Here is a 13,675-nt window from a genome sequence, read left to right as displayed (position 1 = left end):
ACTACCTTGCCCCGCCGCGCCACAAGGAGCCCACCGTGCGCGTTCTCCTGCTCAACATGCCCTGGTCGCCGATCGACCTGCCCTCCCTCGCCCTGGGCATCCTCAAACGCAGCGTCGACGAGCGCGTCGCCGGGGCGACGTGCGACGTGCTGCACGCCAACCTGGACTTCACCGACTGGATCACCCGGCGCACCGAGTTCTCCGCCGAGGACTACGAGTACTACGCGCTCTCCTCCTATTTCCTCGGCTGCGGCGACTGGGTGTTCTCCAGCGCGCTGTACGACGATCCGGCCTGGAAGGACGCCGAGTTCACCCGGGCGATGTCCGGCAAGCTGCGTTCCAAGCGGATGCAGGTGACCCGTGAACTGCACGCGATGGTCCCGCAGTTCGTGGAAGAAGTCGCGAGGCGGGTGGTGGACCTGGCCCCCGACGTCGTGGGGCTGACGTCCACCTTCCAGCAGAACACCGCCGCTCTGGCCGCCGCCCGGCACATCAAGCGGCTCGCCCCGCACATCGTGACGGTCATGGGCGGCGCCAACTGCGACGCCGAGCAGGGGGCAGCCGTCCACCGCAACTTCCCCTTCGTCGACTTCGTGATACGCGGTGAGGGCGAGGACGCCTTCCCCCGCCTGCTCGAAGCGCTGCGGGACGGGTCGCCGAGCGCTGCCCTCACCGACATCGCGGGGCTGTGCCACCGCGCCCACGGGACTTCCTCGGTCGCGAACCCGATGCCGGCGGGCCCCTTGCCGCCGACGGCGATCCTCCCTCCCGACTACAGCGGGTACTTCGAACGCCTCGCCGGTTCCGTGGCGCGCAACTGGGTCGAGCCGAAACTGGTCGTCGAGGGCGCCCGCGGCTGCTGGTGGGGGGAGAAGCACCACTGCACGTTCTGCGGGCTGAACGGCTCGTTCATGGAATTCCGCAGCAAAAGCCCCGACACCTTCTACCAGGAAATCATGGACCTGGCGGAGCGTCACCGCGTCCTGGACATGTACGTGGTCGACAACATCCTCGACATGCGCTACCTGTCCACCGTGCTGCCGCGGATCATCGACAGCGGTTACGACCTGCGCATGCACATCGAAATCAAGGCGAACATGCGCCGCCCGCAGCTGCAGATCCTCGCCGATGCCGGTCTGATCTACGTCCAGCCGGGTATCGAGAGCCTCAACAGCCGAGTACTCGATCTGATGGACAAGGGCGTCAGCGGGTGCCAGAACGTGCGGATGCTCCGGGACGCGGCCGAGACAGGACTGTCCGTCTCCTGGAACTACCTGCACGGCTTCCCCGGTGAGACCGCCGACGACTATGCCCCGGTGATCCGCCAACTGCCCGCGCTGGAGCACCTCAACCCGCCGGTCGACCTGTCCGCCCGGATCGCCATCGAACGCTTCAGCCCGTACTTCAACCGGCCGGAACTGGGCTTCACCGGGCTACGCCCCGAGGAGCACTACCTGTTCACCTACGACCTGCCCGAGGAGGAACTCCACGACCTGGCCTACGTCTTCCAAGCACCGGAACGCGGCATCGGCGAACCCACGGTGACCCAGCTGAACGAGGGCATCGCCGCATGGAAGAAGCACCACACCGATGCCAGGCTCACCCACGCCGACCTCGGAGACCGCATCATGCTGGTCAGCCGGCGCCGCTCGTTCGCCTGGCACACCCTGTGCCTGACGGACCCCTTCGCCGTCGCCGTGTTCCGTCTGCTGGACCAGCCGCACTCTCCCACGGCCCTGCACCGCAAGGCGACCGCGGACCTGGCGTCGGCCCATCACACCCTGCAGGACGTGCAGGCCCTGCTGGACGAATGGACGACGCTCGGCGTGACCTTCACCGACGCCGGTCAGTACGTCCACATCGCTCCGGCCGCAGTCAACCAGGAGCTGCTCCGCCTGGACTACATGCGTCACGTGCACGCACGCCCCTTGCCCGACCCCGCCGAGGAACGGGCCGTGGAGGAACGGGCCGTGGAGGACCGGGCCGTACCGGCACCCGCGCTGCCCTGACCTCGGCCCACGGACCTGCTCCGGCCACCGACAAGGAACCGACCATGCCATTCACCACGCCTCGCGCGACCGTCCAGGGCTGGCGCGACCATGACGAACACATTCGGACACTGCCCGGCATGTCACTGGGACACATACCGCTCGTCTCCGATGCGAGCGACGCCCCCCGGCTGTGGGACCTTGGGGTACGGCGGGCCGAGATCGACGCTCCGGTCGACCTCGCCGCGCCGGGACCGTCGGCCGCCCGATCGGCGATCGACCGGCTTTGCCTGATCCGCGACCTCACGGCCCGAGCCGTCCAGATCGACTGGGACCTGCGCCTGCCGCCGGACCAGGCCGATCATCTGTGGAAAGTACTGTCCCATCTGCACCCGCCCCGGACCGTCGCCGGCCCCGCCGACGCTGAGACCGCCCTCCACGCCTGGCGCACACGCCACTACCTGTGCAAACTGCTCTGGCGTCAGGGGCCGGGCTTCGTGCAGATCCGCGATCGGCGCTGGGGCGACCTGCGCCGCTTCACTGCGGACGACCCCCGCTACCCCGCGGCGATCGCGCGGCTCGACCGGGGCGCCCGCCCCGCCGACATCCCCCACGACATCCTCGAGGAACTCACCGCCGAACACCTCGTCCTGCGGACCGACGACCTCGCCTGGTGGCTGCCCTACCGCGTATCGCGTTGGCTGCAGGAGGCCATGGCCGTATAGGCGCACCACCGAGCACGGACACTCCACGGCACGACACAAGGACCGGCGGAGCGACGGCGGGCCCGCGCCCGCGTTCTCAGCACCGGACGCGGGACGGCCGGATCGCCTGAAGCCACGCCTGGCGGTGGCGCCACTCCTCGGTGAGTTCACGACGCGGTCATCTGCCGCAGTTCGACGGCCCGGCGGGCGAGTTCGCTTGCACAGCTTCCCTGGTTACCACGAGCAGGGCAGGCACGGCTACGTAGCCGTTAGCCTGTCGGTATGTCAGAGCGTGCCATGCCTGGTCGTACGGACGGCCTGATGCCCCTGGGTGCTGCGGACGCTTTGTGGGCCGATTTGACGGCCGACAGCGCTGTGCCGACGGTTTCCCGGGCGTTGACCTGCTCTCCTGCCGTCGCCCGGGTGGGGCACGTCCTGCTCGGCGCCCATGTGGTGGCGACGGTGAGGGCGAGCGGCGGTCAGTGGAGTGTTCCGGAGGATGAGGTGCGCCGGGCGGCCGCGGAACTGAACGCGGTGGGGATGGATCGGCAGGACCTGGTCCGCATCGGTCCGTTTCGTGGGGCGCCGACGGGGGAGTGCAGCGAGGAAACGCTGCTGCGTTGGCGCCGGCGCGTCATGGGGGAACTGCAGGGGCTGAGCGGCCCCGAGCGCGCTGCACGACCTGAAGCCGGCCGACCGTACCACCTGGCGGGGATCGACTGGCGACAGATGCTCGTGGAGCGGACCCGCGACGATACGCAGCGGACGTGGTGGCTGCCGCGCGCTGTGGTCAGGCTGCTCGACGCGGCCGAGCACACCGAGACGCAGTGGGTGCAAGCCGCGCGGACCCGCCGGGCAAGCGCAGCCGCCACCGAACCGCCCTCCCACCCCCCACGGGCCCAAGACACCGACAGTCGGCGGACGACGAACCCCGAGGGCCCCACCGCCTCACCGCGCCCGTACAACGGAGAGCTGGCAGGCCAGCTGTACTCGGTGCTCAGCAGGAAGCCCGGTACCTCCCGCAAGGTGGCCGGGTGGTCGTGCGCCGTCTGCCGCACCGCGCCCGCCGCAGTCCTCGACCACTGCCACGAACACGGCTACGTCCGCGCCCCCGTCTGCCAGTCCTGCAACACACAGGAACGCCCCGACCATCTGTACAGCAACGACATCCGCGTGGCGAACCGCTACACACGCCTCTTCGACACCGACACCGGCCACTGGCTTCGCCACTGGCACCGCTGCCCCGGCTGTCGCGCACGCACCACCCTGCCCCTGCCGCACCTCGCCGCGTGGACCGCCCACATAGCCTGCCGATCGCTGCGCCCGACCCACCGCGCCCCCCGTGGGCGCAAGCCCTGCGGTGTCCTGCGCGTGTCCTGGACGGGGAGTCAGAACGCGCCCCGTTCCTGCCTGCTCACTGTCGCCGTCGACTTCTGCCCCTCCGGCGAGCACCGTGTCCTGGCGCAAGTCCCCTACCGGGAAGCCGCCGAGCGGTTTCGTGCCTGGTTGGCCGAGACGGCCCCTGCCGTGGCCGCCGCAGCCGGTCCTGACCGCCTGGACGGGCTCCCTGCCCAGTCCCGGCCAGTCATCGCGGACACCAGCGGCGAGGGCCTGGCACTCTTCTGAGCGAGCACCGGGAGAGTTGACACCCCGACGTCACCTCGCATTCAGGGCCAGGGGGGAGTGGGCGTACCGTCCGGGTCCAGTCCGTAGGGCCATCTCTTCTTGATGTCGTGAGGAGGCCGACCGGCGTCGGCTGCCTGCCGGTTGAGGGCTTCGGCTCCTGCCGGGTCCCCGGCCGCCTCCCGTATCCGCGCCAGGATGTCCAGGGCAGGCAGATATCCGGCGCCGACAGCCTGCCGGTAGAGGGATTCGGCGCCTGCCAGGTCGCCGGTCATCTCCCGCATCCTTGCCAGGCCGGCGAGCGCGCCCGGGTCGCCGGCGTCGGCTGCCTGCTGGTAGAGGGTTTCGGCGCTTTCCCGGTCCCCGGCCGTCTCCCTGATCCGCGCCAGGTTGAGCAAGGCGCTGGAGCGGCCGGCTTCGAATGCCTGCCTCGCCAGGCGCTCGGCGCCCTCTCGGTCCCCGGCCTCTTCCCTGATCCGCACCAGGTCGAACAAGGCGCCGAAGCGGCCGGCTCCGGCAGCCCGCCGGGCCAGGGTCTCGGCGCCCTCCTGGTCCCCGGCCGTCTCCCGTATCCGCGCCAGGGTGTCCAGCGCATCCAGGCGGCCGGCGTCGGCTGCCTGCTGGAAGAGGGCTTCGGCGCTTTCCCGGTCCCCGGCCTCCTCCCGGATCCGCGCCAGGTCGAACAAGACGCTGGGGTAGCCGACTTCGGCAGCCTCTTGGGCCAGGATCTCCGCGCCCTCCTGGTCCCCGGCCGTCTCCCGTATCCGCGCCAGGGTGTCCAGCGCATCCAGACAGCCGTCGTCGACAGCCTGCAACGCGAGGAGGTAGGCGCCTTCCCAGTCCCCGGCCCCGTGCCGCACTCGGGCCAGGTCGGCCAGAGCGCCGGGGCCGCAGGCGTCAGCGGCCTGTCGGTAGAGGTTTTCGGCGCCGTCCAGGTCACCGGTTTCGCGCCGGAATTGTGCCAGGTCGGCCAGAGCGCCCGGGTCCCCTGTTCCGGCGGCCTGCCGGTAGAGGCTTTCGGCGCCTTCCGGGTCCCCGGCCAACTGCCGCAAGTGGGCGAGGTCGGTCAGGGCCTTGGTATGGCCGGCTTCGGCAGCCTGCCGGGCCAGGATCTCGCCGCCTTCCCGGTCCCCGAGTTCATGCCGAAGCCGCGCCAGGTCGGTCAGGGCCTTGGCGTAGCCGGCTTCGGCAGCCTGCCAGGCCACGGTTTCGGCACCCTCCAGGTCGCCGGCCACCTCCCGCGACTGCGCCAGTTCGGCCAGGCCTTCGGGAAAACCGGCGTCGGCGGCCCGCCGGTAGAGGGTTTCGGCCCCCTCCCGGTCTCCGGCCTCCTCCTTCATCAACGCCAGCTTGAACAGGACATCCGGATGGCCGGCGTCGGCGGCCTTGTGCCGCAGGTGATGGGCCCATTGCAAGCGGTGTCTGCCGTTGGCCGCGGTGGCGAGGTTATTCAGGTCGTCGGGGTGGGTGAGATGGGCGTGGGCGGCGTGCCAGAACGAGGCGGGCGGGCAGAGCCTGTGGCGCCCGCCGCGGCCGTGTTGTTCGAGGTAGTCTGCGAGGCGGAAGCCCGGTCCTGTCACCGGGACGGGCGTGGCGGCCCCTGCCGGAGCGCCCGGGGGACGGCGCGCGGGGCGGGTGGTGCTGCGGCGCAAGGGGGCTTGTGTGCCGTGGACGGGGCGGGCGAGGTGGGCGAAGGCGGCTTCGGCCCAGTCCTCGGTGAGCTGGTCGTAGTCGTGGTCGGTGAAGTAGTCGGTGGCGGCGTCGATGAGGAAGGACTGCGGGAGGCGGAGTCCGACGCCGAGGCGGCGGGCGTCCATCGCGACCTCCAGCAGGGCTCTGGCGGCCGGGGTGCCGTGTTCGTAGCGGCGCAGGAGTTCGGGTGCCCCGGCGAGTTCCTGGGTGAGCCGCCCGTGGGCGTGGGCGCGAGTGAGGGCGTCCGTGATGAACCGGTCGCCTCCTTGAGCGAGGGCGGTGGCGGCGCGGAGCGCTTCCTGGCCGAAAGCGTCGGGGACGGTAACGGTGTGTCCGGCCAGGAGCTCGCGGACCCGGCTGTGCGGGTCGGGCTCACCGGGTCGGGGCAGGACCGTGTAGGAGTCGGCGTACTCGGGCCACAGGGTGCCCAGGACGAGGACCGGCCGGCGGTCGGGGTGGGTGAGAAGGGTGTGGACGGCGGCCGCGATGCGCTCGCCGGTCCGGGGGCTGCCGAGGTAGTGCTGGGCTTCGTTGAGCCAGACCACCGTGCGGGGCGCCACACGGTCGAGGTCGGCGAGTGCGGCCGCGGCCCTGCTGGGATCGTGGGGGTGCCACAGCCGCCACCCTTCGGCGGCCAGCGGCTGGACAGCCTCCCAGCATGCCCGCGTCTTGCCGGTCGAAGACGATCCGACCAGGACCAGCATGCGGCTGCGGCCCTCCGAAGCCTCCCGCACCGCCGCCGCCAGGACCTGGTCGTGGGCGCGGCACACATAACCGGGCAGCGCCCGTTGCGGGCGCGAACCGGAGCCGGCTGTGGCGCTGACGGTCGCGGCGGGATGAACCTCCAGATCGTGAGGATCCCACTGCCCGATCGGCCTGCCCGGCGCCTCCTGCCCAGCACGCACCCGACCGGCCTCACCAGCCGCAGCCCGTCGCAGCTCCAGCAACTCCTCCACCGGCAGGCCCAGTTTGCCGGCCAGTGCCGCGACAGTCGCGGCGGACGGAACGGGCCCGCCGGGCTGGAAAGCCGCCTGGAGGGTCGTGCGCCCCAGCCCCGTCCGGGCGGCGAGCTGGGTCTTGGTCAGCCTCCTGTGAGCCAGTCCGTCATCCAGCCGCCTGCGCAGTTCGACGAGGGCGGCCGCGCGTTCGTCTTCTTCCCTGCTCACATGGACCCCCAGCCCTGTGTTCAACGGTGTTCATCATCGTTCGGCCGGACCATGGTGAACACCGTTTCCGCGACCTTCGATCACGTCAACATCCCGCAATCACCTGGGAGATCGCCGTGAACCGCATCGCCATCGTCCTGCTCGCCGCCGCCCTGGTCGTCGTGGTCGCATTCCTGGCCGCCGCGGCCGCGGGCACACTCGCCCGGCTGGACGGCGCCACGTACTCCGCCGCCCTCATGTGCTGAGGAGCACTCACCGCCCCGGCGATCGCTGCGTGGAAAGCCGCACACCGTCCGGGTCAGCGGCCACCAGGGCCGCTACGAGACGCGGGAGGTCGTCAACGCGCTCGTCCGTCAAGGCCGCACCGGCTGCCAGCGGGACCTGCATCCGCACGACCTGTTTCCGCAGGACTTGCTTCCGCACGACCTGCCGCCGCGATCAGCGCCGATCCTCCGGCTGACCTGGCACTAGGACGAATCCAGGACGGCCGACGGACCCGCGTCCGTAGCGTCACAGTAGCGGGGCTCACCGCGACGCGCCCTTGACGAGAGGGGATCTCAATGCACCAGCTCAAACGAAGGATGGCAGCGAATGCCAGGCGCTTCAGAGCGCCGGTTGTCGGCGCAGCTTTGATCGCTGCGAGCTTTGCGCTTTCCGCGCCGTCCGCCTCGGCACATGTGGGTAACGTCCCCACGTATTACTGGGACGACTACAAGTGGAGCGCAAATGTACTGGTCGACTACGGCCAATCCCAGGCCGTGACCGAATGCTCCAACGGTGTTATCTACCACGGCGCATGGGTCGGACAAGGGTACTGGGCCTTCGGCTGGAATTGCGCTGACTACGGCGCGACGCTGGTCGATTTTTGGATCGACAACCGCTGACGTATCGGCTTGCACCCACCGGGTGGGTGCAAGCTCACATACGAGCATCACGGTAACCGCGGGCGGATGGAGAATCGTACTGGTTGTGCGATCCCAGGGCCTATCGCCCGGTTCCGTTTGTAAAGAACCTGGTAGTTCTCTGCCGGAGGTTATCGTCCCGGTCATACTTGTCGGCGCACAGGTACAACTGGTGGTGGGTTGACGGTCTGCCCACGATGGCGCGCGGGACATGCCCCACCGGTAATTCCTCCCGAGTCCGGGCGCCTGGGGGTTTCTGCTTTCTCCCTGCCCCAGCCACGACACCGACACAGACTGGGGAGAGTCTTGTTACGTTCCCGCTTCGCGAGACCCTTATTGATCTTCGTCGCGGTGCTGCTGCTGGCCTGGCCCACCGCTGCGTCGGCATCCACCGGGCATACGGTGCACAAGGTCCGCAAGGTCGTCAGTACCTACATCATCACCGACCCGAGCCTGCTGCGCTCACCCCAACACCTCATCGCCGCCACCGACTCGGAGGCCACGCTGAGGAAGATGGGCTACCGGGCCGTCGGCGAACCCGGTGCTGCCGCCACACCTCGAGCCAGGGCCAACGGACCAGACCCCTCGTACGTCGTCAGCAGCTCCCGCTTCCCCAACGGACAAAAGCCTGCCGATCCGTACGACTACGCGACCCCGGCCGAGTGCCAGGCCCACATCTTCGACGCCACACGGTCCATCGGGTGGATCAAGAACCGCTACTCGTACTGCAACAGTTTCGCCTACGTCCGGTTCGCCCATGAATGCGACGACCTGAGCGGCTGCCACGTCGTCGGCCACCTGGTCGCGACCCCCTGGATCTACGGCAACGGCAAGATCGGCGGGTATCAGGGCACAAGCGACCGATGGGCCCACTTCAGCATCCACTTCACCCCGCTGAAGGTCACCGGCGTCTACACCTTCGACGGCTTCCTGACCATCACCATGAGCTGCAAGGGCTACATAAAACACGAGCGTGACGACAGCGCCTGCCACATCGGTGACGGCAATGGCCGCACCGCCTTCATCCCCCTGCTGAAGCAGGACGACGAGTTCCATATGGACCTGGTGTCCGACGCGTACACCCCAGGCCCGTTCGCAGGTCCGCAGATCGCCTCCGGCGTCTTCCAGATCCACATCAACGTCGACCTCCCCGGCTTCGAACCGGTCAGCCAGGCCGACGGCCCCGAGGGCGGCATGCGGTTCGACAGCGCCTGGTACCTCGCACCGAACTCGCCGACCGAACAGCTCGGTTCGGTCTTCGACCGCGCCCGTCCCGGCATGTCCTACAACGAGGACGACAACGCCATCCACGATGTCGCCGAGCACATCCGCGGCGCCCGCGCGAACCCGGCCGCAACCGACCCCTACGCTCCCCAAAAGCACCTGGCCGGAGCCGTGCCCAGCGACCCTGTCCATCGCTTGGCGCCGGGATCGGGGCAGTACCAGAATGACCGCTCCAGAGCGAACCGTTCCGAGACCAGCAGCTTCTGCAAGAGCCAGTGGATGGAGCCGAAACCGTCGAGGGGCGTGTGGGAGTGCGACGAATACCCCTTCGCCTCCACTTACGAAGGTTCCGCCCGCTACCGCTACGACGCACTGAAGTACAAGAACTGGTGGTCAGCCGCTTGGGTCACCGGCGGCCAGAACGGAGACAACGGCGAAGCGGGAAGGCGGCTCGGCCGTTGGTACACCAATGACCGCATCCTGGACGGCGACCCGTTCTTCATCCCCGTCGAAGGCTCGCCCGGCACCGCCCCGATCGGCCGTCTCACTCCCGTGCAGGCCGGGCAGGATATGGACGTCTTCGGCGACGCCACGAACCGGCACGAGTCCGCCGACCGGTACGTGACGGGACACGGCTGGTCCGGCTGGAACGATCTCGGCGGATACATCGTCGGCGACTCCTCCGCGGTCGCTGTCGACGGGAACGTGGAGGTCTTCGGGCACGGCCCGAACCTGCACGCCTACCAGAAGGTATGGACGGCGGGGAACGGCTGGTCCGGCTGGAAGGATCTGGGTGGCAACCTGATCGGGGACCTGTCCGCGATCTCCTTCGGCCATCAGGTCCAGGTCTTCGGACGCGGCCCCAACCACCACGCCTACCAGAAGGTATGGGACCCGGGCACCGGCTGGTCCGGGTGGAACGACCTCGGGGGAAGCTTCGCCGGCGACGTCACCGCGATCCAGTACGGAGGACAGGCGCAAGTCTTCGGGGTGGGCGACAACAACCACGCCTACCAGAAGGTGTGGGATCCGCAGACCGGGTGGTCCGGCTGGAATGACCTCGGCGGAAGCTTCGTCGGCGACCTCTCCGCGATCCAGTACGGGGAACAGGTCCAGGTCTTCGGTACCGGCCCGGACAACCGCGCCTACCAGAAGGTGTGGGACACCGGAACCGGGTGGTCCGGCTGGAACAACCTCGGCGGCCAGTTCATCACCGACTTGTCCGTGATCCAGTACGGGGAACAGGTCCAGGTCTTCGGCACCGGCCCGAACCACCACGCCTACCAGAAGGTGTGGGACACGAGGACCGGCTGGTCCGGCTGGAACGACCTCGGCGGTTACATCGTCGGCGACCTCTCCGCCATCCAGTACGGGGAACAGGTCCAGGTCTTCGGACGCGGCTCGAACGGTCACGCGGACCAGAAGGTGTGGGACACGAGGAGCGGCTGGTCCGGCTGGCACGACCTCGGCGGCCAGTTCGCCTGAACGTCAACTGGTGCAGCGGCAGGTCCCGTGGCATCCGCCGCTGCACCAGGTGTGGTCGGCACCATGCAGCTGGCGTCACATCATGTGACGCCACACCGCGGACTTTCCGAGGGCTCCTGGTGCAGTCTTCCGGTGCCGTTCGGAGGCGTGCGGGGAGACGGCGCGACGTCACTCGGATGAGACAACGTCAAGTGTCTGGAGAACCAACCCACTCGGGAACGATTGCCCGACACGGTCTAGAGTGACGAGGAAGTCGCGCCGAAGCCGCTGTCGTGCACCCAGACGTGGGTGCAGGCCGGGCACTGGAGGCAAAGCAGCCTGCCGGTGCTCGACAGCAGGTAGCGCCAGTGTGCGGCGCAGTTGCGGCGTGCCGCGCAGGGCTCGCAGCCGCGCTCGTCGGCGCAGTTCGGGCAGGCCGCCCACGCGCGGCGGCCGGGATCGGCCTGTGGATCAAGCGGCAGCACGGTCATCGCCGTCACTGCCGCCACGCCCGTCGCTGCCCGCGCGCCGCGGCAGCACCCCCGCCGTGACCAGGTCGTCGTACAGGCGCTGCTGCTCGGCATTCAGACCGGCGTACAGCAGGTCGTACGCCTGCTCCTCACCGCGCAGCGCCTCGACGGGGTCCCAGTCCGGGCCGAGGGCGGCGAGAACCTGGGCGCGCCGCTCGATCTCGTGGGCGGTGAAGTCGAGGTCGAAGCAGGCGAGCGAGGGCGGCTCGGTGGCGTCCGGCGTGCGAGCGGGCTCGTTCCGGTGCGGCGTCTCAGGGGTCGGATCATGGGGGGTCATGTCGTGGGAAATTAGATAAATACCCCCTTACGGTCAAGGGAGAGTGCGCGGAGTCACAGGAGCCCTGCGTCACAGAGTGGCGATCGCCCTGTACTGCAGCACGGAGGACGGTGCGACCTTTCACCGAGCCCGAACACGTCGGCGAGGTGGCGCGCGTCGGGCCCGCGGGGCAGGGACTCTTCGAGTTGCCGGTCGACACAGGGCCGCGCCAGCGTCCCAGCCTGCCGCGCATCGAGGCGCTGATCCAGTGGTTGCTGGCGCGGCTGGTCCTGGTGGCGGTCTGGTTGTTGATCAGTAGGTGGAGGTTCGCGGTGTTCGGCCACCGGTTTCGCCGGCGCTCCAGCCGGTCCAGCAGCAGTCTCCTGGTGAGGACCTCGAGCGGGCGAGGGTTCGCTGTCGTGCTTGGCGAAGTCCCGGACATGCGTGGCCGCGGTGTCAGGGCTGGTCGATCTGCGCGGCGGCCTCCTCCAGGTCCGCGACGGTTCCCGACATGATCGTCCGTACATGCCTGGTGATGTACTGCACGGGCCAGTCCCACCACGCCACGGCCAGGAGCCGGGCGATGTCCGCAGCGTCGTAGCGGGTGCGGATGAGCCGAGCGGGGTTGCCGCCGACGATGCCGTAATCGGGGACGTCGCCGGTGACCACGGCGCCGGCGGAGATGATCGCGCCGTGACCGATGCGTACGCCGGGCATGACCGTGGCGCCGTGGCCGAACCACACGTCGTTGCCGACGACCGTGTCGCCCCGGCCGGGCAGGTCGGTGATCAGGTCGAAGTGCTCCGCCCAGGAGCCCCCCATGACGGGGAACGGGAAGGTGGAAGGACCGTCCATGCGGTGGTTGGCGCCGTTCATGATGAACCGGGTGCCCGTCCCCAGCGCGCAGTACTTGCCGATGACAAGCCGCTCGGGCCCGCAGTGGTACAGGACGTTGCGCGTCTCGAACGCGGTCGGGTCCTCCGGATCGTCGTAGTAGGAGAAGTCACCGACCTCGATCAGGGGCGACTTCACCAGCGGCTTGAGCAGAACCACGCGCGGGTGCTCGGGCATCGGGTGGAGCACGGTGGGGTCGGCGGTAGCGGGCGGCATCGTGGAGACGGTTCCTCTCGGATGAGCCTAGAGCGACAACTGTCGCATTAAGATGCTGGCACAGCCCTGCCGCCTTGATCAACCGGATACTGATTGCCGATGACAGACCCACTGGACACGACGTCGGACCGCCGTCCGGGCGGTCGCACCGCCCGCATCCGCGCCCAGGTTCTCGATGCGGTGCGCGCCGAACTCGCTGAAGGCGGTCACGAAGGACTCACGATGGAGCGTGTCGCGGCGCGGGCCGGAGTGCACCGCGCCACGGTCTACCGGCGTTGGCGCGATGTCGGCGGCCTGCTCGTCGACGTCATCGACGCCGCCGGCGAGATCGACTGGCAGCCGCCGGACACCGGCTCGCTGCGCGGCGATCTTACGGCCCTCAATCAGGAGATCCAGGAATCCCTGGTCCTGCAGCCGTCGTTCGCCATCGCCCTGATGGCCGCCTCGTTCCACTCCGAAGAGGCCGCGCGGGCCCAGACGCGGTTGTGGACGGACCGGTACGCCCAGTGCGAGATCCTCGTCGAGCGCGCCATCGAGCGCGGTGAACTCCCCGCACAGCACACGGACGCGCGGAGCCTGCTGATCGCCGCCACGGCGCCGCTCTACCACCAGCTAGTGCTCCTGCGTGCCGATCCGGAGCCGCAACTCCCGAAACGGGCCGCGGAGGCGGCAGTCCTGGCGGCTGCCGCGGGTGCCTTCTGCGTCCGTCGGGAAGAGAGCGTGTGATCGTGCCGTTCCGGAGCGGATTGGTGGGAAGCGTCGGTGACGAACGCCGGGCAGGTCGGGCAGGCACTTCCCTTGTCGCACGCATGCAGGGGAGGCAGTAGTCACCAGCCTCCCGCGAGCTGTCACGTCACTCGCTCGGCGCCTCGACTTCGCTGGTCTCCGCCGCGGGTGGCTCCTCGGCGGTCGACTGGTCCTCGACTGCTTGCGCCTCGGTCACGATGTCCGTGGTGTCGTCGGTGTTCTTGGTGCCGCCGCCGGTGACCTCTGGCGTGGGCTGCAAGCACGACCAG

The 13,675-nt window shown here is 69.3% G+C and carries 12 protein-coding genes; 7 read left to right on the top strand and 5 right to left on the bottom strand.

Going from position 1 to position 13,675, the window contains the following annotated elements:
- Positions 1–35 precede the first annotated feature (35 nt).
- From A6P39_RS04360 to A6P39_RS04350, 3 genes are all read left to right on the top strand, one after another.
- The gene (locus tag A6P39_RS04360; protein ID WP_067039273.1) at positions 36–2,009 is read left to right on the top strand and encodes a RiPP maturation radical SAM C-methyltransferase; all 1,974 of its coding nucleotides are present in this window, start codon (positions 36–38) and stop codon (positions 2,007–2,009) included.
- A gap of 44 nt (positions 2,010–2,053) precedes the next feature.
- A complete protein-coding gene (locus tag A6P39_RS04355; protein WP_067039274.1) occupies positions 2,054–2,713 on the top strand; it encodes a DUF5825 family protein in 660 nt (219 codons plus the stop codon).
- A gap of 261 nt (positions 2,714–2,974) precedes the next feature.
- Positions 2,975–4,318 carry an endonuclease domain-containing protein gene (locus A6P39_RS04350; protein WP_067039275.1) on the top strand — a complete coding sequence of 448 codons (1,344 nt, stop codon included), beginning with the start codon at positions 2,975–2,977 and terminating at the stop codon, positions 4,316–4,318.
- A 41-nt stretch (positions 4,319–4,359) separates the two neighbouring features.
- Here the strand turns inward: A6P39_RS04350 and A6P39_RS04345 are convergent, their stop codons facing one another.
- The gene (locus tag A6P39_RS04345) at positions 4,360–7,173 is read right to left on the bottom strand and encodes a tetratricopeptide repeat protein (RefSeq protein WP_067039276.1); all 2,814 of its coding nucleotides are present in this window, start codon (positions 7,171–7,173) and stop codon (positions 4,360–4,362) included.
- A gap of 116 nt (positions 7,174–7,289) precedes the next feature.
- On the opposite strand from A6P39_RS04345, the gene A6P39_RS04340 reads away from it, so the two are divergent.
- The 3 genes from A6P39_RS04340 (at position 7,290) to A6P39_RS04330 (ending at position 10,784) form a co-directional block, all read left to right on the top strand.
- Complete coding sequence (locus A6P39_RS04340) at positions 7,290–7,418, top strand: hypothetical protein (protein ID WP_267893282.1); 129 nt, start codon at positions 7,290–7,292, stop codon at positions 7,416–7,418.
- Between the two features lie 315 nt (positions 7,419–7,733).
- Complete coding sequence (locus A6P39_RS04335; protein ID WP_159395919.1) at positions 7,734–8,057, top strand: hypothetical protein; 324 nt, start codon at positions 7,734–7,736, stop codon at positions 8,055–8,057.
- Between the two features lie 354 nt (positions 8,058–8,411).
- Positions 8,412–10,784, top strand: coding sequence for a NucA/NucB deoxyribonuclease domain-containing protein (locus A6P39_RS04330; RefSeq protein ID WP_067039278.1), 2,373 nt, complete (start codon positions 8,412–8,414; stop codon positions 10,782–10,784).
- Positions 10,785–11,020: 236 nt separating this feature from the next.
- Here the strand turns inward: A6P39_RS04330 and A6P39_RS04325 are convergent, their stop codons facing one another.
- The 3 genes from A6P39_RS04325 to A6P39_RS04315 form a co-directional block, all read right to left on the bottom strand.
- On the bottom strand, positions 11,021–11,254 hold the full coding sequence (locus A6P39_RS04325) for a hypothetical protein (protein WP_067039279.1): 234 nt from the start codon (positions 11,252–11,254) through the stop codon (positions 11,021–11,023).
- Entirely contained in the window at positions 11,235–11,570 is a 336-nt protein-coding gene (locus A6P39_RS04320; RefSeq protein WP_067039280.1) for a DUF6400 family protein, read from the bottom strand. The genes A6P39_RS04325 and A6P39_RS04320 overlap by 20 nt, the downstream gene beginning before the upstream one ends.
- Positions 11,571–12,005: 435 nt before the next feature.
- The gene (locus A6P39_RS04315; protein WP_067039281.1) at positions 12,006–12,659 is read right to left on the bottom strand and encodes a CatB-related O-acetyltransferase; all 654 of its coding nucleotides are present in this window, start codon (positions 12,657–12,659) and stop codon (positions 12,006–12,008) included.
- A gap of 99 nt (positions 12,660–12,758) precedes the next feature.
- Between A6P39_RS04315 and A6P39_RS04310 the strand changes: the two genes are divergently transcribed.
- On the top strand, positions 12,759–13,385 hold the full coding sequence (locus tag A6P39_RS04310; RefSeq protein ID WP_067039282.1) for a TetR/AcrR family transcriptional regulator: 627 nt from the start codon (positions 12,759–12,761) through the stop codon (positions 13,383–13,385).
- 127 nt (positions 13,386–13,512) lie between these two features.
- Here A6P39_RS04310 and A6P39_RS04305 read toward each other — a convergent pair whose 3' ends face one another.
- Positions 13,513–13,665 (bottom strand): hypothetical protein, encoded by a 153-nt coding sequence (locus tag A6P39_RS04305; RefSeq protein ID WP_159395920.1) that lies wholly within the window; start codon positions 13,663–13,665, stop codon positions 13,513–13,515.
- Between the last annotated feature and the right edge of the window lie 10 nt (positions 13,666–13,675).

Source organism: Streptomyces sp. FXJ1.172 (genome assembly GCF_001636945.3).
Taxonomy (GTDB): domain Bacteria; phylum Actinomycetota; class Actinomycetes; order Streptomycetales; family Streptomycetaceae; genus Streptomyces.
This window is presented reverse-complemented; position numbering and strand designations above follow the sequence as displayed.